This is a genomic window from Streptomyces misionensis, assembly GCF_007896895.1.
Classification (GTDB): Bacteria; Actinomycetota; Actinomycetes; order Streptomycetales; family Streptomycetaceae; genus Streptomyces; species Streptomyces misionensis_A.
Map to the genome: position 1 here is coordinate 121,226 of NZ_VOGW01000016.1, position 20,609 is coordinate 141,834.

Consider the following 20,609-nt stretch of genomic DNA (forward strand, 5'->3'; position numbering starts at 1 on the left):
AGCGGGCGCCCCTGACTGAAGGATTCATTCCATGCTGATCGCTCAGCGTCCCTCGTTGACCGAAGAGGTCGTCGACGAGTTCCGCTCCCGGTTCGTGATCGAGCCGCTGGAGCCGGGCTTCGGCTACACCCTCGGCAACTCCCTCCGCCGTACCCTCCTGTCCTCGATCCCCGGTGCCGCCGTCACGAGCATCCGGATCGACGGCGTGCTGCACGAGTTCACCACCGTGCCGGGCGTCAAGGAGGACGTCACCGACCTGATCCTCAACATCAAGCAGCTGGTCGTCTCCTCGGAGCACGACGAGCCGGTCGTGATGTACCTGCGCAAGCAGGGCCCGGGTCTGGTCACCGCCGCCGACATCGCGCCCCCGGCCGGTGTCGAGGTGCACAACCCCGACCTCGTCCTCGCCACGCTCAACGGCAAGGGCAAGCTGGAGATGGAGCTGACCGTCGAGCGCGGTCGCGGCTACGTCTCCGCCGTGCAGAACAAGCAGGTGGGCCAGGAGATCGGCCGTATCCCGGTCGACTCGATCTACTCGCCGGTTCTGAAGGTCACGTACAAGGTCGAGGCCACGCGTGTCGAGCAGCGCACCGACTTCGACAAGCTGATCGTGGACGTCGAGACCAAGCAGGCGATGCGTCCGCGTGACGCCATGGCCTCCGCGGGCAAGACCCTGGTCGAGCTGTTCGGTCTCGCGCGCGAGCTGAACATCGACGCCGAGGGCATCGACATGGGTCCGTCCCCGACGGACGCCGCGCTCGCCGCCGACCTGGCGCTGCCGATCGAGGAGCTGGAGCTCACCGTTCGGTCGTACAACTGCCTCAAGCGCGAGGGCATCCACTCCGTGGGTGAGCTCGTCGCCCGCTCCGAGGCCGACCTGCTCGACATCCGCAACTTCGGTGCGAAGTCGATCGACGAGGTCAAGGCGAAGCTGGCCGGCATGGGCCTGGCCCTCAAGGACAGCCCGCCCGGATTCGACCCGACCGCCGCCGCGGACGCCTTCGGTGCGGACGACGACGCGGACGCCGGGTTCGTCGAGACCGAGCAGTACTGAGAGCTCGGGCCGGACGGTCCGTTTTCGGGTGCGGGTGCGCTGTGGCTTGTCGCGCAGCTCCCCGCGCCCCTTCCGGACGGGTGCCCCTTCGGGGCCCGTCCGGATCTCCGACAGACAACCGTCTGCTCGGATACTGACCCCGGTACCTGACACGGCCGGGGCAGACACACAGGAGAAGAACAATGCCGAAGCCCACCAAGGGTGCCCGTCTGGGCGGCAGCGCCGCGCACGAGAAGCTGCTCCTCGCGAACCTGGCGAAGAGCCTCTTCGAGCACGGCCGCATCACCACCACCGAGGCGAAGGCCCGCCGCCTGCGCCCGTACGCCGAGCGTCTGATCACCAAGGCGAAGAAGGGCGACCTTCACAACCGCCGCCAGGTGCTCCAGGTCATCACGGACAAGAGCATCGTGCACACGCTCTTCACCGAGATCGGCCCGCGGTACGAGAACCGTCCGGGTGGTTACACCCGCATCACCAAGATCGGCAACCGCCGTGGCGACAACGCGCCCATGGCCGTGATCGAGCTGGTCGAGGCGCTGACGGTGCAGCAGAACGCCGTGGGTGAGGCCGAGGCCGCCACCAAGCGCGCGGTCAAGGAGGCCGACGAGGCCAAGGCCGCCGAGGCCACCGAGGCGCCGGCCGAGGAGGCCGCTGCCGAGGAGTCCAAGGACGCCTGAGGCTCAGCCTGACGCGGGAAGCGGGTTCGCCCTTCGGGCGGGCCCGCTTTCGCGTACTTGAGAGGATCTGTGTGTGAGTGAAGTACAGCCGGGCCATGTCCGTGTCCGCCTCGATCTGTCCTACGACGGCACCGATTTCCACGGCTGGGCCAAGCAGGCCGGCGGCAAGCGGACCGTGCAGGGGGAGATCGAGGACGCGCTGCGCACGGTGACGCGGTCGAAGGAGACGTACGAGCTGACCGTGGCCGGGCGCACCGACGCCGGGGTGCACGCGCGCGGCCAGGTGGCGCATGTCGACCTGCCGGCCGAGCTGTGGGCCGAGCACCGCGAGAAGCTGCTCAAGCGGCTCGCCGGGCGGCTGCCGAAGGACGTGCGGATATGGCGGGCCGAGGAGGCCCCGGAGGGGTTCAACGCGCGGTTCTCGGCGATCTGGCGGCGCTACGCGTACCGGGTGACGGACAACCCCGGGGGAGTGGACCCGCTGCTGCGCGGCCATGTGCTCTGGCACGACTGGCCGCTCGACGTGGACGCCATGAACGAGGCCGCGCGGGAGCTGCTCGGGGAGCACGACTTCGCCGCGTACTGCAAGCGGCGGGAGGGCGCCACCACGATCCGGACGCTCCAGGAGCTGAGTCTGGTGCGGGGCGCGGACGGCGTGATCACGGCGACGGTGCGGGCCGACGCGTTCTGCCACAACATGGTGCGTTCGCTGATCGGCGCGCTGCTGTTCGTCGGCGACGGGCACCGCGGGCCCCAGTGGCCGGGGAAGGTGCTGGCCGCGGGGACCCGGGACTCGGCCGTCCATGTCGTACGGCCGCACGGGCTGACCCTGGAGGAGGTCGGCTACCCCGCCGACGAGCTGCTGGCCGCCCGTAACAAGGAGGCCCGCAACAAGCGCTCGCTGCCGTCGGCGGGGTGCTGCTGAGCCGGAGGCGCCGGGCTACCGGTTCGCCGCCGCGGACGCCTGCGCCTGGCCGCGGCGGCGGATCTGCTGGAAGGTGAACTCCGCCAGGTTGTCGCCGGCGCTGAAGACCTCGGTGTCCTTGGTGGTGACGCTCTTGCCGGTGGTGAAGCCGGCGAGGGTGAAGTAGGCGTAGCGGCCGTAGGCGTTGCGGGTCGAGCGGCAGGTCGCGCCGTCGCAGAAGGCGGCGACGCCCTGGCCGGACAGCGAGCGCACGATGCTGTGGTCGTCGGTCTGTCTGCGGGCCTTGGCCGCCTGGGCCTCGGTGTCGAACAGGGCGACGCCGACGGTGACCGCGACGTTCCCGTGGGTGTAGGTGGCGCGCATCAGCCGGGTGCAGCCGTTGGCGGTGAGGATCTGGGGCAGGGTGCCGCCCGCGGCGCCGGCGCAGCTGGTGGTGTCACTGGTCGCGCCCTTCGTGTACACCGTGCTGCCCATGGTCAGCCGGGTGCCCGGGAACAGGGTCGCGGGGCTCAGCGGGGCGGTGTCCTTCTTTGCGCTGGATATGAAGTCCTTCGGGTCCAGCGGCGGCGGGGCGCTGGTGGGGGCGAAGGAGGGCACGGCGCCGGCCGAGCCGCCGGGCAGGGTGGCGCTGGGCAGCTGCGAGGCGTGGCCCGAGGGGCCGCTGTGCCCGTTCGCCGAGACGACGGCCAGGGCGACCGCGGTGCCGATGGCGATCGTGGCGAGCGCGCCACCGCCGATGAGCAGCAGTTTGCGCCGCTTGCTGCGGGTCTCCGAGGCCTCCGCGAGGGCGGCCCAGTCCGGTGTCCCGTCGTCGCCGGCGCTGCCCCAGGGCTGCTGGGGCTGCTGCGGCTGCTGGGATTGCGGTTTCCAGGGATCCCACTGAGACTGGGGTCCCCCCTGCCCGTAACTCATGGGGCGCATCTTAGGGCCTCTCGTCTGGATCCGGCCGGGCTCGCGGGGTCTGGCACGCACGTCTGCCGCGTTGTCGTCGGTCGCCGACTCCCCCACGCTCGGCTTCGCTCGCGCGGGGGCACCCCCAGCGCACTGGACGCGGGGGAGGCGGCGCAGGGCCCGCCGGGCGTCCTGCCTCGTTTTGACCCGTCCGGGGGCTGCCAGGTAACCTGCTTCTTCGTTGTGTATTGGCTTGCTCATTCTCACGGGACGGGCCCTTACACCGGTCCACCGGGCCGATGACCAGCGACCAGCGCGCGGTTTGCGTCACCGCAGTGCGGTCAAGGCTGTCGTGATCGTTTCGGTGACCTGTTCAGGACCATTCACTCGAAGCGAAGGCTACGAACCGTGCGTACGTACAGCCCCAAGCCCGGCGATGTGACGCGCCAGTGGCACGTCATCGACGCTCAGGACGTTGTCCTGGGCCGTCTCGCCACCACTGCTGCGACCCTCCTCCGGGGCAAGCACAAGCCGATCTACGCGCCGCACGTAGACGCTGGTGACTTCGTCATCATCATCAACGCCGACAAGGTGCACCTGTCCGGCAACAAGCGGACCCAGAAGATGGCCTACCGCCACTCCGGCTACCCGGGTGGTCTGCGGTCCGTCCGCTACGACGACCTGCTGGCCAACAACCCCGAGAAGGCCGTCGAGAAGGCCGTCAAGGGCATGCTCCCCAAGAACTCCCTGGGCCGTCAGATGCTCTCGAAGCTGAAGGTCTACAAGGGTGACCAGCACCCGCACGCTGCCCAGCAGCCGGTGCCGTTCGAGATCACCCAGGTCGCGCAGTAAGTCCGGCCACCCCCTAAGACTGAAGAGAATCTGAGGAGAATCGTGGCCGAGACCACTGCCGAGCAGCCGCTCGAAGAGCTTGACATCGACAGCTACACCACCGAGTCCGAGGTCCCCGTCGAGGGCGAGTACACCTCGGAGTCCCTGGCCTCCCGCTTCGGCGAGCCCCAGCCGGCCGCCGGCCTGGGCCGCCGCAAGAACGCCATCGCCCGCGTCCGGATCGTTCCGGGCACCGGCAAGTGGAAGATCAACGGCCGCACCCTCGAGGACTACTTCCCGAACAAGGTGCACCAGCAGGAGGTCAACGAGCCCTTCAAGGTGCTCGAGCTCGAGGGCCGTTACGACGTCGTCGCCCGCATCGCCGGTGGCGGTGTCTCCGGTCAGGCCGGTGCGCTCCGTCTCGGTGTCGCCCGTGCGCTGAACGAGGCGGACGTCGACAACAACCGCGGCCCGCTGAAGAAGGCCGGCTTCCTGCGCCGCGACGACCGCGCGGTCGAGCGGAAGAAGGCCGGTCTGAAGAAGGCCCGCAAGGCTCCGCAGTACAGCAAGCGCTAAGCAAGCCCGAGCTGCCTGCTCGTACTCCGAACGCCCCGGCGGCACGCCACTTGTGCCGTCGGGGCGTTCGTTTATCTCAGCCAAGGGCGTATAACGACACAAGACGCTCAAAGGCTTGTGTGATCGGATGGCGAGGCGCCCCCCATCGACCCGGTGCCCGTCCGTTTACGCCATCGATGCTTCCTCAGGAGGACAAGTGGGACGACTCTTCGGCACGGATGGCGTGCGCGGTGTCGCCAACGCGGATCTGACGGCCGAGATGGCCCTCGGCCTCTCCGTGGCCGCGGCGCACGTGCTGGCCGAGGCGGGCACCTTCGAGGGCCACCGGCCGAAGGCCGTGGTCGGCCGGGACCCGCGGGCGTCCGGGGAGTTCCTGGAGGCGGCGGTCGTCGCGGGCCTGGCGAGCGCGGGGGTGGACGTCCTGCGGGTCGGCGTGCTGCCGACGCCCGCGGTGGCCCACCTCACCGGCGCGCTCGGTGCCGACCTCGGCGTGATGCTCTCCGCCAGCCACAACGCCATGCCGGACAACGGCGTCAAGTTCTTCGCCCGCGGCGGTCACAAGCTCGCCGACGAGCTGGAGGACCGGATCGAGGCGGTGTACGAGTCGCACCGGCACGGCGAGCCGTGGCAGCGGCCGACCGGCGCCGGCGTCGGCCGGGTGCGCTCCTACGACGAGGGCTTCGAGCAGTACGTCGCGCACCTGCTGTCGGTGCTGCCCAACCGGCTGGACGGGCTGAAGATCGTCTTGGACGAGGCGAACGGCGCGGCCTCGGGGGTCTCGCCGGAGGCCTTCACCCGGGCCGGTGCGCAGGTCGTCACCATCGGCGCCGAGCCGGACGGCCTCAACATCAACGACGGCTGCGGCTCCACGCACCTCGGCCCGCTGAAGGCGGCCGTGGTCGAGCACGGCGCGGACTTCGGCATCGCGCACGACGGCGACGCCGACCGGTGCCTCGCGGTGGACCACACCGGCGAGGAGGTGGACGGCGACCAGATCCTCTCCGTGCTCGCCCTCGCGATGCGGGAGCGCTCCGAGCTGCGGGCGGACACCGTGGTGGCGACCGTGATGTCCAACCTCGGCTTCAAGCTGGCGATGGAGAAGGCGGGCATCCGGCTGGTGCAGACGGCCGTGGGCGACCGGTACGTGCTGGAGGAGATGAAGCGGCACGGGTTCGCCCTCGGCGGTGAGCAGTCCGGGCATGTGATCGTCCTCGACCACGCGACGACCGGCGACGGCACGCTGACCGGTCTGCTGCTGGCCGCGCGGGTCGCCGAAAGCGGCCGCAGCCTGCGGGAGTTGGCGTCCGTGATGGAGCGGCTGCCGCAGGTGCTCATCAATGTGCCCGACGTCGACAAGTCGCGGGTGCGGACCTCCGCCGACCTGGCCGCGGCCGTCGGCGAGGCGGAGCGGGAGCTCGGGGAGACCGGGCGGGTGCTGCTGCGGCCTTCCGGTACCGAGCCGCTGGTCCGGGTGATGGTCGAGGCGGCGGACATCGAGCAGGCGCGGTCGGTGGCCGGGCGGCTCGCCGACGCGGTGAAGTCGGCCCTGGGATAAGGCGGTTCGGGGCGCGGGCGGTCCGCTCGCGCCCGCGCGGCGGGGGCCGTATGCGTGCAACGGCCCCCGCGCCCCTCAGCCCTGCTGCCGCCGGCGCCGCCAGAGGTACTTCTGGGCGAGCAAGGTGAGCGCGCCCGCCAGCACGATGCCGGCCAGGTTCAGCAGGAGCTGTTCGGCCGAGCCCGCGGTCTGGCCGGTGTCGCCGTAGGCCAGGGCCACCGCCGCGTTGGCGGCGGCCGGGACCGTGGTGACCGAGATGGCGACGCCCACCAGGGCGCCGGACTTGGCGGAGGTCAGGGAGAGGGTGCCGGCCACTCCCGCCAGCAGCGCCACGATGAAGGAGAAGGCGTCCGGCGCGTAGACGAACGCGGTGTTGGGGCGGCTGCCCTCCAGCGCGGAGCGCTGGAACAGGCCGACGGCGTCCATGAACAGGGTGAAGCCGACCGTCACCGCCATCGCCGCCGCGAAGCCCACCAACAGGGCGGTCAGCGAGCGCAGCGCGAGCCGCGGGCGGCGCCGGACCAGGGCCGTGGAGATGCCGGCCAGTGGACCGAACTCGGGGCCCACGGCCATCGCGCCGACGATCAGCACCGCGTTGTCCAGCACCACGCCGCAGGCCGCGATCATCGTGGCCAGCGTGATGAACGCCAGGTAGGTGACCGACAGGGTGGACTCCTCGTGGGTGGCCTCGGTCAGGCCCTCCCAGAGCACCGCGTCCGCGCCCTCGCCCGGGGCGTCCCGCTCGGCCTGATCGGCCCGCCGGGACAGGGACGGCCGATCTCCTCGACGGCGATCGCGCCGGTGTCGTCCAGGCCCAGGTGCCGCAGCCCGGCGATGAGCCCGTCGCCCGCCTCCCGGGCGACGTCGCACAGCACCAGGTCACCGGCCGGGTCGCGGGCGGCCCCCGGTATCACCGCGAGGTGGGCGGTGCCGACCGTGTCCTCGATCAGTCGCACCACCTCGTCGGTCCGTTCGGCCGGGGTGATCAGGCGCAGATGCAGCATGGCGCCCTTTGTAACAGGTGCGCCGCGCCGCCTCGGCCTGCTCCGCCGCCCCGCCTACAGCTTGCGCAGGCGCAGCCGCTGCACCTTGTGGTCCGGGCCCTTGCGCACGATCAGGGTGGCCCGGCCGCGGGTGGGGGCGATGTTCTCGACCAGGTTGGGTTTGTTGATCGTGCGCCACAGGGTGCGGGCGTAGTCGAGGGCCTCCTCCTCGGAGACCTGGGTGTACTTGCGGAAGTACGAGTGGGGGTCCTGGAACGCCGTCTGGCGCAGTTTCTTGAAGCGGCTGAGGTACCAGCTCTCGATGTCCTCGGCGCTCGCGTCGACGTACACGCTGAAGTCGAAGTAGTCGGCGAGGCCGACCCTGGTGCGGCCGTCCTTGCCGGGCAGTGCGGGCTGGAGGACGTTGAGGCCCTCCACGATCAGGATGTCGGGGCGGCGGACGGTGAGCTTCTGGTCGGGCACGATGTCGTAGATCAGGTGGGAGTAGACCGGCGCGGTCACCTCGGCCTTGCCGGCCTTGATGTCGGCGACGAAGCGGGTCAGCGCCCGGCGGTCGTACGACTCGGGGAAGCCCTTGCGGGACATCAGGCCGCGGGCCTCCAGTTCCCGGGTGGGCAGCAGGAAGCCGTCGGTGGTGACCAGCTCCACGCGCGGATGCTCGGGCCAGCGGGACAGCAGGGCCTGCAGGAGACGGGCGACGGTGGACTTGCCGACGGCGACGGAGCCGGCCACACCTATGACGAACGGGGTGCCGGACTGGGAGCCCTGCTCGCCGAGGAAGGTGTTCAGGGCGCCTCTGAGGCCGTCGGTGGCGCCGACGTAGAGGTTCAGCAGCCGGGACAGCGGGAGGTAGATGTCGCGCACCTCGTCCAGGTCGATCACGTCGCCCAGACCGCGCAGCTTCTCCACCTCCTCGGCGGTGAGGGGCAGCGGCGTCTTGTCGCGCAGCGCGCTCCACTCGGCTCGGGTGAGGTCGACGTAGGGAGTCGCCTCCGGCCTGTGCCGGTGGGCGCTCCGGGGCATCGAGGGGACCGGTGAGATCACATTCCATTGTTAACGGAGTTTGAACGGCACGGGAGGTGGGGTCCGTCACGCCACCGGGCGCCCCGTCAGACGCGCGCCACCGGGCCGGGCGAGCGTTCGTATGCCTGTGGGAATTTCCGAATTCGGGCAAGGGGTAACGGTTTTTGGCGCCGGGCTGACCGTAGGCTGCCGCCCATGTGCGGAATCGTGGGATACGTAGGGTCGCAGTCGGCGCTCGATGTCGTGATGGCCGGGCTGAAGCGGCTGGAGTACCGGGGGTACGACTCGGCGGGCATCGCCCTGCCGGCGGACGGCGGTCTGGCCGCCGCGAAGAAGGCCGGGAAACTGGTCAACCTGGAGAAGGAGCTGGTCGAGCGGCCGCTGCCGGCCGGTTCGACGGGCATCGGGCACACCCGCTGGGCCACCCACGGCGGTCCCACGGACGCCAACGCGCACCCGCACCTGGACAACGCGGGCCGGGTCGCCGTCGTCCACAACGGCATCATCGAGAACTTCGCGGTGCTCCGGGCCGAGCTGGCCGAGCGCGGCCATGTGCTGAACTCCGAGACGGACACCGAGGTCGTCGCCCATCTGCTGGCCGAGGAGTTCTCGGTGACCGGCGACCTCGCGGAGGCGATGCGGCTGGTGTGCCGGCGCCTTGAAGGCGCGTTCACGCTGGTCGCGGTGCACGCCGACGCCCCCGACGTGGTGGTCGGCGCGCGCCGCAACTCCCCGCTGGTGGTCGGCGTCGGCGAGGGCGAGGCGTTCCTGGCCTCGGACGTCGCCGCGTTCATCGCCCACACCCGCTCGGCGATCGAGCTGGGCCAGGACCAGGTGGTGGAGCTGCGCCGGGACGGCGTGACCGTCACCGGCTTCGACGGCCGCCCCGCCGAGGTGCACTCCTACCACGTGGACTGGGACGCCTCGGCCGCCGAGAAGGACGGCTACGACTACTTCATGCTCAAGGAGATCGCCGAGCAGCCCAAGGCGGTCGCCGACACCCTGCTCGGCCGGATCGACCCGTCCGGCTCGCTCACCCTGGACGAGCTGCGGATCTCCCCGACCGAGCTGCGCGAGACCGACAAGGTCGTGATCGTGGCGTGCGGTACGGCCTTCCACGCCGGGCTGATCGCCAAGTACGCCATCGAGCACTGGACGCGGATTCCCTGCGAGGTGGAGCTGGCCAGCGAGTTCCGCTACCGGGACCCCATCCTGGGCAGCCGCTCCTTGGTGATCGCGATCTCCCAGTCCGGCGAGACCATGGACACCCTGATGGCCCTGCGGCACGCCCGCGAGCAGGGTTCCAAGGTGCTGGCCATCTGCAACACCAACGGTTCCACCATCCCGCGCGAGTCGGACGCGGTGCTCTACACGCACGCGGGGCCCGAGGTCGCCGTCGCCTCCACCAAGGCCTTCCTCACCCAGCTGGTCGCCTGCTACCTGGTCGCCCTCTACCTGGGCCAGGTGCGCGGCACCAAGTGGGGCGACGAGGTCCAGGCGGTGATCAAGGACCTGTCCCGGATCTCGGTCGAGGTCGAGCGCGTCCTGGAGACCATGGAGCCGGTACGGGCGCTGGCCCGCACGCTGGCCGCCAAGGACACCGTGCTCTTCCTGGGCCGGCACGTCGGCTACCCGGTCGCCCTCGAAGGCGCGCTCAAGCTCAAGGAACTCGCCTACATGCACGCCGAGGGCTTCGCGGCGGGCGAGCTGAAGCACGGCCCGATCGCGCTGATCGAGGAGGACATGCCGGTGGTGGTGGTCGTGCCGTCGCCGCGCGGCCGCTCCCTCCTGCACGACAAGATCGTCTCCAACATCCAGGAGATCCGGGCGCGCGGGGCGCGCACCATCGTGATCGCCGAGGAGGGGGACGAGGCGGTCGTCCCGTACGCCGACCACCTGATCCGCATCCCGGCCACGCCCACCCTGCTGCAGCCGGTGGTGGCCACCGTGCCGCTCCAGGTCTTCGCCTGCGAGCTGGCCGCCGCGCGGGGCAACGAGGTGGACCAGCCGCGGAACCTGGCGAAGTCGGTGACGGTGGAGTAGCCCCGCCCCGGATCTCAGTGGACGGAGAAGCCTCCGTCCACGCGGATCGACTGGCCCGTGACGTAGGCGGAGGCGCGGCTCGCGAGGAAGACGGCCGCGCCCGCGAAGTCCCCGGCGAGGCCGTTGCGCCCGGTCATGGTGCGCGCGGCCAGCGCCGCCACCCGCTCCGGGTCGGCCGACAGCCGGGCGTTGAGCGGGGTCATCACGAAGCCCGGCACGAGGGTGTTGCAGGTGACCCCGTACGGCGACCAGGCCTCCGCCTGCGAGCGGGCCAGCGATTCGAGGGCGCCCTTGGAGACGCCGTACGCGCCGCTCGACACGAACGCGCGGTGCGCCTGCTGGGAACTGATGTGGATGATCCGGCCGAAGCCGCGCTCGGCCATGCCGGGCCCGAACCGCTGCCCCAGCAGGAAGGGCGCCTCCAGGTTCACGGCCATGGTGGCGTCCCAGACGTCCTCGCCCAGCTCGTCCATCGGGGGCCGCAGATTGATCCCGGCGCTGTTGACGAGGATGTCGGGCTCCCCGAACACGGCCGCCGCCTCCTCGGCCGCCGCCCGCACTCCTTTCCGGCTGCCCAGATCGCCCGCGACCCAGGCGGCCCGGCACCCGTCGGCCGTCAGTTCCCCGACGGTGGCGGCCAGTCGCTCCTCGCCGCGGGCCACGGCCACCACACTCGCCCCGGCCCGGGCCAGTGCCCCGGCGACGGCCCGGCCGATGCCGGAACTGCCGCCGGTCACCACGGCGACGCGGCCGTCGAGCGAGAACAGGTCGGCGAGATAGGACTGTTGGGACGCGGTGCTGTTCATGGCCGAAGCGTAGAGGGCGTACCTGGGCGGCCTGTCTAGGGTGCTGTCCATGAGCATCATCGGAGTCGGGATCGACGTGGCGGAGATCGACCGCTTCCGGGCGTCCCTGGAGCGGACCCCCCAGCTGGCCGACCGGCTGTTCGTGACGCAGGAGTTGCTGCTGCCCAGCGGGGAGCGGCGCGGAACCGCCTCGCTGGCGGCCCGGTTCGCCGCGAAGGAGGCGGTGGCGAAGGCGCTCGGGGCACCGCCCGGGCTGCTGTGGACGGACGCCGAGGTGTACGTCGAGGACAGCGGGCGGCCCCGGCTGCGGGTGCGCGGGACGGTGGCCGCGCGCGCCGCCGAGCTGGGGGTGCGGTCCTGGCACGTGTCCCTCAGCCATGACGCGGGCGTCGCCTCGGCCGTGGTGATCGCCGAGGGCTGAGCGGGCCCGGGTGTGACCGGCGGGGGTTACGGGGCACACTCGGTGCCATGCGGAGTGCGTACGGCGTGGAGACGGTACGGGCGGCCGAACGGGCCCTGATGGCGCGGCTGCCGGAGGGGGCGCTGATGCAGCGGGCGGCCGCCGGCCTCGCCGCCGCCTGCGCCGACCTGCTGGGCAGGGTGTACGGCAGCCGGGTGGTCCTGCTCGTGGGCAGCGGCGACAACGGCGGCGACGCGCTGTACGCGGGCGCCCGGCTGGCGCGCCGGGGGGCCGGGGTGACGGCCGTGCTCCTCGCGCCCGAGCGGGCGCACGCCGGGGGACTGGCCGCGCTGCGGCGGGCCGGCGGCGTCGTCGGTCCGGCCGGCTTTGCCGAGGAGGCGCTGGGGCGGGCCGATCTCGTGGTGGACGGCATCGTAGGGATCGGCGGCAGGGGCGGGCTGCGGCCGGATGCCGCACGGCTGGTGGAGACGGTGGAGCGGTCCCGGGCCGCCGTGGTGGCGGTGGACCTGCCCAGCGGGGTCGAGGCGGACACCGGGGAGGTGCGGGGGGCCGCCGTACGGGCGGACCTCACCGTCACCTTCGGCACGTACAAGCCCGGCCTGCTGGTGGATCCGGCGCGGGAGTACGCCGGGGTGGTGCGGTTGGTCGACATCGGTCTGGAGCTGCCGGCCGAGGGTGAGCTGGAGGCGCTCCAGCACGCGGACGTGGCGCGGCTGCTGCCGGTGCCCGCGGCCGAGAGCGACAAGTACCGGCGGGGCGTGGTCGGGATCGCGGCCGGGTCCGCGCGCTATCCGGGCGCCGCGGTGCTCGCCGTCGCCGGGGCGCTGCGCGGCGGCGCCGGGGCCGTGCGCTACGTCGGCCCGGCCGCCGACGCGGTCATCGCCCGCTTCCCGGAGACCCTGGTCTCCGACCGGGGCCCGGCCAAGGCGGGCCGGGTGCAGGCCTGGGTGACCGGGCCGGGCGCCGGGGACGACGCGGCGACCGTCGCCGAGGTGCTGGCCGCCGAGGTGCCGGTGCTGCTGGACGCGGACGGGCTGCGCCTCGCGGAACGGGACGCGGTACGGGCGCGTACGGCGCCCACCCTGATGACACCGCACGCGGGGGAGGCCGCCGCGCTGCTGGGGGTGCCCCGCGAGGAGGTCGAGGGCGCCCGCCTCGCCGCGGTGCGCGAACTGGCCGCGGTCTACCGGGCGACGGTGCTGCTCAAGGGCTCGACGACGCTGGTCGCCGACGCGGCGGGCGGCGCGGTACGGGTGAACCCGACCGGCACGGGCTGGCTCGCCACCGCGGGCAGCGGGGACGTCCTGTCCGGTCTCGGCGGCTCCCTGCTGGCCTCCGGGCTGCCCGCCCGGGACGCGGGCGGTGTCGCCGCGTATCTGCACGGCCTGGCGGGCCGGTTCGCGGCCGACGGCGCCCCGGCGGGCGCCCACGACGTGGCGGACCGCATTCCGGCGGCGTGGCGGGACGTACGGCGCTGAGCGGAAAGACGCGCCGAGTCCGGCGTCGAGCGGCACCCGCGCCGAGTCCCGGACCGAGCGGGGACACGCGCCGAGTCCGGCGTCGAGCGGCACCCGCGCCGAGTCCCGGACCGAGCGGGGACACGCGCCGAGTCGCCGCGGTGCGGGCGGTCGTGGCGCTTCGTCAGGCGCGTTCGGTCCGCCGCCGTGCGCCGTCGGAGCACGGTCCCCGGCGGGGCCGTGGCCGACACCACGGTCCGGCCGGTACCGCGCTCTGAGAGACTGGGGGCGCCATGACTGAGACAGCAGCTGTGCCGACCGCCCTCCTGCGCGCCCGCGCCGAGATCGATCTGGGCGCCCTGCGCGCCAATGTGCGGACCTTGCGTGCCCGGGTGGGAGACCTCGCCGTGATGGCCGTCGTGAAGGCCGACGGCTACGGACACGGCGCGGTGCGCTGCGCCCGCGCGGCCGTCGAGGCCGGGGCCACCTGGCTCGGCACCGCCACGCCCGAGGAGGCCCTCGCGCTGCGCGCGGCCGGGCTCACCCAGCGCGCGCTGTGCTGGCTGTGGGTGCCCGGCGGACCCTGGCGGCAGGCGATCGAGGCCGACATCGACGTGTCGCTCAGCGGGATGTGGGCGCTGCGGGAGGTCACCGAGGCCGCCCGCGCGGCCGGGCGCACCGCACGGGTCCAGCTCAAGGCGGACACCGGGCTCGGCCGCAACGGCTGCCAGCCCGGTGCCGACTGGGCGGAACTGGTCGCCGCCGCCCTGCGCGCCGAGGCCGAGGGGCTGGTCCGGGTCACCGGCCTCTGGTCGCACTTCGCCTGTGCCGACGAGCCCGGCCACCCCTCCATCGCCGCCCAGCTCACCCGCTTCCGCGAGATGGTGGCGTACGCCGAGGGGCAGGGCGTTCGCCCCGAGGTGCGGCACATCGCCAACTCGCCCGCCACGCTCACCCTCCCCGAGACTCACTTCGACCTGGTCCGCCCGGGCATCGCCATGTACGGCCTGTCGCCCAGCCCCGAGATCGGCACCCCCGCGGACTTCGGGCTGCGCCCGGTGATGACGCTCAGCGCCTCGCTGGCGCTGGTCAAACGCGTGCCGGGCGAGCACGGCGTCAGCTACGGCCACCACTACGTCACCCCCGGTCCCACCACCCTCGGCCTCGTCCCCCTCGGCTACGGTGACGGCATCCCGCGGCACGCCTCCGGCGCGGGCCCGGTGCTGGTGGACGGCAAGTGGCGGACCGTGGCCGGGCGGGTCGCCATGGACCAGTTCGTGGTGGACCTCGGCGGCGACGAACCGCCGGTCGGCTCGCGGGCCGTGCTGTTCGGGCCGGGCGAGGGCGGCGAGCCTACCGCCGAGGACTGGGCGGCGGCCTGCGGCACCATCGGCTACGAGATCGTCACGCGCATCGGGAGCCGGGTGCCCCGCGTCTACGTCAACGAGGAAGAGCGCGGATAACCCGTTCGGGAATGCCGGCCGGCACAGCGGTCACCCCGCACCCCAGGCCCGTCCCAGCGAACATCTGTACGGCGAGGAGGAGCGGTACGTGAACGAGAGCAGGGCGGACGTCGTCGCCTCGGCGGCCGCCGCCTCCGCCGAAGGGGCGGCCGGGAGCTGGCGCAGGGCCACCGGCGTCGTCGGCGCCGCGATAGGCGTCCTCGCCGCGGGAGCGGCGGCCGGCGTCGCCGTCGAGCGGATGACGGTGGGCCGCTCGATGCGCCGCAAGGCCCGCCTCGCGCTGGACGCCGCGGGCCCCTACGGCACCCTGCGCGGCACCCCGGGCAAGGCGTACGCCGACGACGGCACCGAGCTGTACTACGAGGTCGACGAGGTCGAGCCGGACACGGGCGCGGACCCCTCCCCGCGCCGGCTGCGGCTCTTCGGCCGCAAGGCGCCCACGCCGGTCACCGTCGTCTTCTGCCACGGCTACTGCCTCAACCAGGACTCCTGGCACTTCCAGCGCGCGGCCCTGCGCGGGGTCGTGCGCACCGTGCACTGGGACCAGCGCAGCCACGGCCGCTCCGGGCGGGGCGTGGCGCAGAACCGGGACGGCGAGCCGCTCACCATCGACCAGCTCGGCCGCGATCTGAAGGCCGTCATCGACGCCGCCGCACCGGAGGGGCCGATCGTGCTGGTGGGCCACTCGATGGGCGGGATGACCATGATGGCGCTCGCCGCCGAGCACCCGGAGCTGATCCGGGACCGGGTGGTCGCCGCCGCGTTCGTGGGCACCTCCTCGGGGCGGCTCGGCGAGGTCAACTTCGGGCTGCCGGTGGCCGGCGTCAACGCGATACGCCGGGTGCTGCCCGGCGTGCTCAGGGCGCTCGGGCAGCAGGCGGAGCTGGTGGAGAAGGGGCGCCGGGCCACGGCGGATCTGTTCGCCGGGATCATCAAGCGGTACTCCTTCGCCGGGCGGGACGTCGACCCGGCCGTGGAGCGGTTCGCGGAGCGGATGATCGAGTCCACGCCGATCGACGTGGTCGCCGAGTTCTACCCGGCCTTCACCGACCACGACAAGACCGGGGCGCTGGCCTGCTTCCGGGACATACCCGTGCTGGTGCTGGCGGGGGTGCAGGACCTGGTGACGCCGAGCGCGCACAGCGAGGCGATAGCCGACCGGCTGCCCGACGCGGAGCTGGTGCTGGTGCCGGACGCCGGGCACCTGGTGATGCTGGAGCACCCGGAAGTGGTCACCGACCGCCTCGCCGACCTGCTCACCCGCGCGGGCGCGGTGCCGGCAGGGGCTACCGTAAGTGCCTATGGAACGTCCAGCAGCACCGTACGACCCCGCTGAGCACGACCCCGCCGAGACCCGGCTGACGATCACCTCCCCCGAGCAGATGCGGGAGCTGGGCCGGCGCCTCGCCAAGCTGTTGCGCGCCGGTGACCTGGTGATGCTCTCCGGGGAGCTGGGCGCGGGCAAGACCACGCTGACCCGCGGGCTCGGCGAGGGGCTCGGGGTGCGGGGCGCGGTCACCTCGCCGACCTTCGTGATCGCCCGGGTGCACCCCTCCCTCGGCGACGGCCCGCCCCTGGTCCACGTGGACGCCTACCGGCTCGGCGGCGGCCTGGACGAGATGGAGGACCTGGACCTCGACGTCTCGCTCCCGGACTCCGTGATCGTCGTGGAGTGGGGCGAGGGCAAGGTCGAGGAGCTGACCGAGGACCGGCTCCAGGTCGTCATCCACCGCGCCGTCGGCGACACCACGGACGAGGTGCGGCACCTGACCCTGACGGGGCTGGGGGAGCGGTGGGCCGACGCGGGCCTGGAGACGCTCACGGCCTGAGCCGCGAGGTTTTTCCGACAGGCCGTCGGCAAGATGTTGCGCGGGCTGCCGTGCCGTGATGACATGGGGTTCAGCTCGTAGTGAGGCATGCCTAACTACGCCGCCCCGCACCTCAGGAGGCGCCCCATGCCCCCTTCCTCCCGCACCCCGCGGCAGCCCGGTCCCGTTCCGGTGCCCATGCAGACCCTGCTGGCGGCCTGCGCGGCCGCGGCGGCGATCTCCCGCCCGCCGAGAGCCCCGGAACCGCGCGCCCCGCGCCGCCCGGACCGGACCCGGCGGGCGGCGTGAGCCCGGCCCGCCAAGGGTGAGCCCGGCGGGCCCGCCGTACCGGCCCGCTCGTCGCACCAGGCCGGTCGTCGGACCAGGCCGGCCGGACGTCAGCGGATCACCACGATCCGTTCGCCGATCGTCGCGAACTTCCACAGGGCGTCGCCGTCCGGCCGGGTCTCGCGGATGCCGCCCGTCCTGGCACCCGCGTCGGCGGCCGGGACGGCGTCGCTGCGCACGGGGGCGCTGAAGCCGATGGTGACGCCGTCGACCGTGGTGAAGCGGACCACGTGCTCGATGGGGATGCCGTCGGTCCCGGTGACCGCGTGCGAGCGCGAGGTCACCCAGTACGTGCCGACCGGCGGGTCCACGGTGCCGGGGCGCACCCGGAACGTGCGCAGCACCCGGTCGCCCGCGCCCACCAGCCACACCCGGTCGTCGTCCACCGAGTACACGACCCGTTCACCCTTGCCGGAACCGGTCGGCAGGGCCGTCGGATGGCGCCGGTCCCGGGGCGCCTTGGTGGCCGCCGTCCCGGGCGAGCCGTTCGCCGACGGCCGGCCGCCCAGGCCCGCCGGTACGGTCGCCTGCGCCTGGTAGGCGAGGAAGCCGACCGTTCCCATGGCCGCCGCGGTGAGGCCCGCCACGATTCCCGAGCTGGTCCCTGTCACCCGCGCCACCCTCTGCCTCGCGCCATATGTCGTACTTCGTACAGACCGTAGCAGCCGGTGACCGTCCGTCCCGGGCGACCGTGCACGAGGCGCGGGCGCCGTAGGCTGTTCGCGTGCTCTTGCTCGCTCTGGATACCGCAACGCCCGCCGTCACCGTCGCCCTGCACGACGGAACGGACGTCATCGCCTCGTCGAGCCAGGTGGACGCGCGCCGGCACGGGGAGCTGCTGCTGCCGGCCGTCGACCGGGTCCTCGCCGAGGCCGGCCGCACGCTGGAGGCGGTCACCGGGATCGTCGTCGGCACCGGCCCCGGCCCCTACACCGGGCTGCGCGTCGGCCTGATGACCGCCGACACCTTCGGGCTGGCGCTCGGCGTCCCCGTGCACGGCGTGTGCACGCTGGACGGCCTCGCCTACGCCGCCGACATCGAGAAAGGCCCCTTCGTCGTGGCCACCGACGCCCGGCGCAAGGAGGTCTACTGGGCGACGTACGCCGACTCCCGCACCCGGCTGACCGGCCCGGCGGTGGACCGCCCCGCCGACATCGCCGAGCGGGTCGCCGGGCTCCCGGCGGTCGGCGCCGGTGCCCTGCTCTACCCGGACACGTTCCCGACCGCCCACGAGCCCGCGCACGTGTCCGCCGCCGCGCTGGCCGCGCTCGCCGCCGGGAAGCTGGCCGCGGGCGAGGAGCTGGAGGCGCCGCGGCCGATGTACCTGCGCCGCCCGGACGCCCAGGTTCCCAAGAACTACAAGGTGGTCACCCCCAAGTGACCGCACGACTGCGCGAGATGCGCTGGTGGGACATCGACCCGGTCCTGGAGCTGGAGAAGGACCTGTTCCCCGAGGACGCCTGGTCCCGGGGCATGTTCTGGTCCGAGCTGGCCCACTCCCGGGGCCCGGCGGCCACCCGCCGCTACGTGGTGGCCGAGTCCGAGGGCCGCATCGTCGGCTACGCCGGCCTGGCCGCCTCCGGTGATCTGGCCGACGTCCAGACCATCGCCGTCGCCCGGGACCAGCAGGGCTCCGGCCTGGGCGGGCGGCTGCTGACCGACCTGCTGCGGGCGGCGACCGCGTTCGAGTGCCGCGAGGTGATGCTCGAATGCCGGGTCGACAACGTCCGCGCGCAGAAGCTGTACGAGCGCTTCGGCTTCGCCCCCATCGGGTTCAGGCGCGGCTACTACCAGCCGGGGAACGTGGACGCCCTGGTGATGCGCCTGACCGACCCTTCCGCATCTGTTCAAGGAACCGAGATCAATGGCTGACGAACCCCTCGTCCTCGGCATCGAGACGTCCTGCGACGAGACCGGCGTCGGCATCGTGCGCGGCACCACCCTGCTGGCCGACGCCGTCGCTTCCAGCGTGGACGAGCACGCCCGCTTCGGCGGCGTCGTCCCCGAGGTGGCCTCCCGTGCCCACCTGGAGGCGATGGTCCCGACCATCGACCGCGCGCTCAAGGAGGCCGGGGTCACCGCCAAGGACCTCGACGGCATCGCCGTGACCGCGGGGCCCGGCCTCGCGGGCGCCCTCCTCGTCGGCGTCTCCGCCGCCAAGGCCTACGCCTACGCCCTCGGCAAGCCCCTGTACGGCGTCAACCACCTGGCCTCGCACATCTGCGTCGACCAGCTGGAGCACGGCCCGCTGCCGGAGCCGACGATGGCGCTGCTGGTCTCCGGCGGCCACTCCTCGCTGCTGCTGTCCTCGGACATCACCTCCGACGTACGGCCGATGGGCGCCACCATCGACGACGCCGCCGGCGAGGCCTTCGACAAGATCGCCCGCGTGCTCGACCTGGGCTTTCCCGGCGGCCCGGTCATCGACCGGTACGCCCGCGAGGGCGACCCCGCGGCCATCGCCTTCCCGCGCGGTCTGACCGGCCCGCGCGACCCGGCGTACGACTTCTCCTTCTCCGGCCTCAAGACCGCCGTGGCCCGCTGGATCGAGGCCAGGCGGGCGGCCGGCGAGGAGGTGCCGGTGCGCGACGTGGCCGCCTCCTTCCAGGAGGCCGTGGTGGACGTGCTCACCCGCAAGGCCGTGCGGGCCTGCAAGGACGAGGGGGTCGACCACCTGATGATCGGCGGCGGTGTCGCGGCCAACTCCCGGCTGCGCGCCCTCGCCCAGGAGCGCTGCGAGGCGGCCGGCATCCGGCTGCGGGTGCCGCGCCCCAAGCTGTGCACGGACAACGGCGCGATGGTGGCCGCGCTCGGCGCCGAGATGGTCGCCCGCAACCGGGCCGCCTCCAGCTGGGACCTGTCGGCGGACTCCTCCCTGCCGGTGACCGAGTCGCACGTGCCCGGCCACCACCACGGCCACGACCATGTGCACGAGGTCAGCAAGGAGAACCTGTACTCATGACGGTCGCGCTGATGTGGGAGGCGCGCGCCGCCGAGGGCCGGGGCGCGGAGCTGCTGGCGTGGGCGCGCGCGCAGGCCCTGCCGGAGCGGCCGGTGCGCCGCGAGATCTTCCGCGCGCCGCAGGACCGGGTCCTGGTCATCACGTGGTGGGACGCGCCGTACGACGCCGCGGTGCCCGAACTGCCGGACCCGGGGCCCGAGCTGGTGACCCGGCCGGTGCACCGCTGGCGCTTCGAGCCGGTGGCCGCCGACTGAGTTTGCGGTGGCCGCCCGCATCGTTCTATGATCATCACACAGCGAACGGCCGGAACTCCGGTACGAACGCAGTGCGTTGGTGGTCCAAGGAAAGACGCCCCGCTTCCTGCGGGGAGATGCAGGTGCAAGGCCTGCCCGGCGCTCCACTCACACCCCGCTCCCGGAATCCCGGGGGCGGGGTGTTCTCGTCGCCCGCACCATCAGAGCGACGAGCACCGCGAGGAGCCCCGCCGACGCCCCCGTCGTCCCCAGGTCCGGGCCGCCCTTGGCCACCGGCTCGGTCAGCAGGTCGCCGGTGGTGGCGCCGAGCGGGCGGGTCAGCACGAAGGCGATCCGGAACAGCGGCACGTTCGGCACCGCCGGCACCCTGATCAGCGCGACCAGCACCAGCAGCGGTCCGGTCACCAGGGCGGCGCCGCCCGGACAGCCGAGGCCCGAGCTGTCGGGCCCTCGCAGGAGCCTTCCGAACACGTCCCGAACGCGGGGCGCACAGGGCTTGTTCTTTGCCGAG

At 72.9% G+C, this 20,609-nt stretch carries 22 protein-coding genes and 1 pseudogene; 17 read left to right on the forward strand and 6 right to left on the reverse strand.

The window, feature by feature from the left end:
• Positions 1–31: 31 nt before the first annotated feature.
• From FRZ03_RS03075 to truA, 3 genes are all read left to right on the forward strand, one after another.
• Entirely contained in the window at positions 32–1,054 is a 1,023-nt protein-coding gene (locus FRZ03_RS03075; RefSeq protein WP_003966937.1) for a DNA-directed RNA polymerase subunit alpha, read from the forward strand.
• 182 nt (positions 1,055–1,236) lie between these two features.
• The gene (gene rplQ, locus FRZ03_RS03080) at positions 1,237–1,731 is read left to right on the forward strand and encodes a 50S ribosomal protein L17 (protein WP_070026307.1); all 495 of its coding nucleotides are present in this window, start codon (positions 1,237–1,239) and stop codon (positions 1,729–1,731) included.
• A 73-nt stretch (positions 1,732–1,804) separates the two neighbouring features.
• Positions 1,805–2,656, forward strand: coding sequence for a tRNA pseudouridine(38-40) synthase TruA (gene truA, locus FRZ03_RS03085; RefSeq protein ID WP_146463581.1), 852 nt, complete (start codon positions 1,805–1,807; stop codon positions 2,654–2,656).
• 15 nt (positions 2,657–2,671) lie between these two features.
• Here truA and FRZ03_RS03090 read toward each other — a convergent pair whose 3' ends face one another.
• Positions 2,672–3,568, reverse strand: a complete 897-nt coding sequence (locus FRZ03_RS03090) for a hypothetical protein (protein ID WP_146463582.1) — start codon at positions 3,566–3,568, stop codon at positions 2,672–2,674.
• Between the two features lie 387 nt (positions 3,569–3,955).
• Here FRZ03_RS03090 and rplM point away from each other — a divergent pair, with 387 nt between their 5' ends.
• From rplM to glmM, 3 genes are all read left to right on the forward strand, one after another.
• A complete protein-coding gene (gene rplM, locus FRZ03_RS03095) occupies positions 3,956–4,399 on the forward strand; it encodes a 50S ribosomal protein L13 (RefSeq protein WP_146463583.1) in 444 nt (147 codons plus the stop codon).
• Positions 4,400–4,441: 42 nt separating this feature from the next.
• Positions 4,442–4,954 carry a 30S ribosomal protein S9 gene (gene rpsI / locus FRZ03_RS03100; RefSeq protein WP_146463584.1) on the forward strand — a complete coding sequence of 171 codons (513 nt, stop codon included), beginning with the start codon at positions 4,442–4,444 and terminating at the stop codon, positions 4,952–4,954.
• A gap of 196 nt (positions 4,955–5,150) precedes the next feature.
• The gene (glmM, locus tag FRZ03_RS03105) at positions 5,151–6,509 is read left to right on the forward strand and encodes a phosphoglucosamine mutase (RefSeq protein ID WP_146463585.1); all 1,359 of its coding nucleotides are present in this window, start codon (positions 5,151–5,153) and stop codon (positions 6,507–6,509) included.
• A gap of 75 nt (positions 6,510–6,584) precedes the next feature.
• Here glmM and FRZ03_RS03110 read toward each other — a convergent pair.
• Positions 6,585–7,513: pseudogene (locus tag FRZ03_RS03110) on the reverse strand (DUF389 domain-containing protein).
• Positions 7,514–7,567: 54 nt separating this feature from the next.
• Positions 7,568–8,536: a type I pantothenate kinase gene (gene coaA / locus FRZ03_RS03115; RefSeq protein WP_186785232.1), complete on the reverse strand. Its 969-nt coding sequence runs from the start codon at positions 8,534–8,536 to the stop codon at positions 7,568–7,570.
• A 195-nt stretch (positions 8,537–8,731) separates the two neighbouring features.
• Here coaA and glmS point away from each other — a divergent pair, with 195 nt between their 5' ends.
• Positions 8,732–10,579, forward strand: coding sequence for a glutamine--fructose-6-phosphate transaminase (isomerizing) (gene glmS, locus FRZ03_RS03120; RefSeq protein ID WP_146463587.1), 1,848 nt, complete (start codon positions 8,732–8,734; stop codon positions 10,577–10,579).
• A gap of 14 nt (positions 10,580–10,593) precedes the next feature.
• Here the strand turns inward: glmS and FRZ03_RS03125 are convergent, their stop codons facing one another.
• Positions 10,594–11,385, reverse strand: coding sequence for an SDR family NAD(P)-dependent oxidoreductase (locus tag FRZ03_RS03125; protein ID WP_146463588.1), 792 nt, complete (start codon positions 11,383–11,385; stop codon positions 10,594–10,596).
• 49 nt (positions 11,386–11,434) lie between these two features.
• Here FRZ03_RS03125 and FRZ03_RS03130 point away from each other — a divergent pair, with 49 nt between their 5' ends.
• The 6 genes from FRZ03_RS03130 to FRZ03_RS38775 all read left to right on the forward strand — a co-directional run bounded on the left by FRZ03_RS03130 (position 11,435) and on the right by FRZ03_RS38775 (position 16,843).
• Positions 11,435–11,806, forward strand: a complete 372-nt coding sequence (locus FRZ03_RS03130) for a holo-ACP synthase (RefSeq protein WP_146463589.1) — start codon at positions 11,435–11,437, stop codon at positions 11,804–11,806.
• Between the two features lie 47 nt (positions 11,807–11,853).
• Positions 11,854–13,284 carry an NAD(P)H-hydrate dehydratase gene (locus tag FRZ03_RS03135; protein ID WP_146463590.1) on the forward strand — a complete coding sequence of 477 codons (1,431 nt, stop codon included), beginning with the start codon at positions 11,854–11,856 and terminating at the stop codon, positions 13,282–13,284.
• Positions 13,285–13,556: 272 nt separating this feature from the next.
• A complete protein-coding gene (alr, locus tag FRZ03_RS03140) occupies positions 13,557–14,726 on the forward strand; it encodes an alanine racemase (RefSeq protein ID WP_146463591.1) in 1,170 nt (389 codons plus the stop codon).
• Positions 14,727–14,814: 88 nt separating this feature from the next.
• On the forward strand, positions 14,815–16,062 hold the full coding sequence (locus tag FRZ03_RS03145; RefSeq protein WP_146463592.1) for an alpha/beta fold hydrolase: 1,248 nt from the start codon (positions 14,815–14,817) through the stop codon (positions 16,060–16,062).
• Positions 16,028–16,555 carry a tRNA (adenosine(37)-N6)-threonylcarbamoyltransferase complex ATPase subunit type 1 TsaE gene (gene tsaE, locus FRZ03_RS03150; RefSeq protein ID WP_146463593.1) on the forward strand — a complete coding sequence of 176 codons (528 nt, stop codon included), beginning with the start codon at positions 16,028–16,030 and terminating at the stop codon, positions 16,553–16,555. The genes FRZ03_RS03145 and tsaE overlap by 35 nt, the downstream gene beginning before the upstream one ends.
• Before the next feature lie 126 nt (positions 16,556–16,681).
• Positions 16,682–16,843, forward strand: coding sequence for a hypothetical protein (locus FRZ03_RS38775; RefSeq protein WP_186785229.1), 162 nt, complete (start codon positions 16,682–16,684; stop codon positions 16,841–16,843).
• Between the two features lie 89 nt (positions 16,844–16,932).
• Here the strand turns inward: FRZ03_RS38775 and FRZ03_RS03155 are convergent, their stop codons facing one another.
• On the reverse strand, positions 16,933–17,493 hold the full coding sequence (locus FRZ03_RS03155; protein ID WP_146463594.1) for a hypothetical protein: 561 nt from the start codon (positions 17,491–17,493) through the stop codon (positions 16,933–16,935).
• A gap of 113 nt (positions 17,494–17,606) precedes the next feature.
• Here FRZ03_RS03155 and tsaB point away from each other — a divergent pair, with 113 nt between their 5' ends.
• The 4 genes from tsaB to FRZ03_RS03175 are packed head-to-tail and all read left to right on the forward strand — an operon-like array spanning position 17,607 to position 20,098.
• Positions 17,607–18,263, forward strand: a complete 657-nt coding sequence (tsaB, locus tag FRZ03_RS03160; RefSeq protein ID WP_146463595.1) for a tRNA (adenosine(37)-N6)-threonylcarbamoyltransferase complex dimerization subunit type 1 TsaB — start codon at positions 17,607–17,609, stop codon at positions 18,261–18,263.
• Between the two features lie 17 nt (positions 18,264–18,280).
• Positions 18,281–18,754 (forward strand): ribosomal protein S18-alanine N-acetyltransferase, encoded by a 474-nt coding sequence (rimI, locus tag FRZ03_RS03165; RefSeq protein WP_146463612.1) that lies wholly within the window; start codon positions 18,281–18,283, stop codon positions 18,752–18,754.
• Complete coding sequence (tsaD, locus tag FRZ03_RS03170) at positions 18,747–19,844, forward strand: tRNA (adenosine(37)-N6)-threonylcarbamoyltransferase complex transferase subunit TsaD (protein ID WP_146463596.1); 1,098 nt, start codon at positions 18,747–18,749, stop codon at positions 19,842–19,844. Before rimI ends, tsaD begins: the two co-directional genes overlap by 8 nt.
• Complete coding sequence (locus FRZ03_RS03175; RefSeq protein WP_146463597.1) at positions 19,841–20,098, forward strand: hypothetical protein; 258 nt, start codon at positions 19,841–19,843, stop codon at positions 20,096–20,098. Before tsaD ends, FRZ03_RS03175 begins: the two co-directional genes overlap by 4 nt.
• A gap of 147 nt (positions 20,099–20,245) precedes the next feature.
• Here the strand turns inward: FRZ03_RS03175 and FRZ03_RS03185 are convergent, their stop codons facing one another.
• Complete coding sequence (locus FRZ03_RS03185; RefSeq protein WP_261398492.1) at positions 20,246–20,569, reverse strand: COG4705 family protein; 324 nt, start codon at positions 20,567–20,569, stop codon at positions 20,246–20,248.
• Positions 20,570–20,609 lie beyond the last annotated feature (40 nt).

What these genes read in the sequence shown, in the direction of transcription:
- FRZ03_RS03075 (WP_003966937.1), top strand. Translation starts at nt 32, where the DNA reads ATGCTGATCGCTCAGCGTCCCTCGTTGACCGAAGAGGTCGTCGACGAG.
- rplQ (WP_070026307.1), top strand. Translation starts at nt 1,237, where the DNA reads ATGCCGAAGCCCACCAAGGGTGCCCGTCTGGGCGGCAGCGCCGCGCAC.
- FRZ03_RS03090 (WP_146463582.1), bottom strand. Translation starts at nt 3,568, where the DNA reads ATGAGTTACGGGCAGGGGGGACCCCAGTCTCAGTGGGATCCCTGGAAA.
- coaA (WP_186785232.1), bottom strand. Translation starts at nt 8,536, where the DNA reads ATGCCCCGGAGCGCCCACCGGCACAGGCCGGAGGCGACTCCCTACGTC.
- glmS (WP_146463587.1), top strand. Translation starts at nt 8,732, where the DNA reads ATGTGCGGAATCGTGGGATACGTAGGGTCGCAGTCGGCGCTCGATGTC.
- FRZ03_RS03125 (WP_146463588.1), bottom strand. Translation starts at nt 11,385, where the DNA reads ATGAACAGCACCGCGTCCCAACAGTCCTATCTCGCCGACCTGTTCTCG.
- FRZ03_RS03130 (WP_146463589.1), top strand. Translation starts at nt 11,435, where the DNA reads ATGAGCATCATCGGAGTCGGGATCGACGTGGCGGAGATCGACCGCTTC.
- FRZ03_RS03135 (WP_146463590.1), top strand. Translation starts at nt 11,854, where the DNA reads ATGCGGAGTGCGTACGGCGTGGAGACGGTACGGGCGGCCGAACGGGCC.
- alr (WP_146463591.1), top strand. Translation starts at nt 13,557, where the DNA reads ATGACTGAGACAGCAGCTGTGCCGACCGCCCTCCTGCGCGCCCGCGCC.
- tsaE (WP_146463593.1), top strand. Translation starts at nt 16,028, where the DNA reads ATGGAACGTCCAGCAGCACCGTACGACCCCGCTGAGCACGACCCCGCC.
- FRZ03_RS38775 (WP_186785229.1), top strand. Translation starts at nt 16,682, where the DNA reads ATGCCCCCTTCCTCCCGCACCCCGCGGCAGCCCGGTCCCGTTCCGGTG.
- rimI (WP_146463612.1), top strand. Translation starts at nt 18,281, where the DNA reads ATGCGCTGGTGGGACATCGACCCGGTCCTGGAGCTGGAGAAGGACCTG.
- tsaD (WP_146463596.1), top strand. Translation starts at nt 18,747, where the DNA reads ATGGCTGACGAACCCCTCGTCCTCGGCATCGAGACGTCCTGCGACGAG.
- FRZ03_RS03175 (WP_146463597.1), top strand. Translation starts at nt 19,841, where the DNA reads ATGACGGTCGCGCTGATGTGGGAGGCGCGCGCCGCCGAGGGCCGGGGC.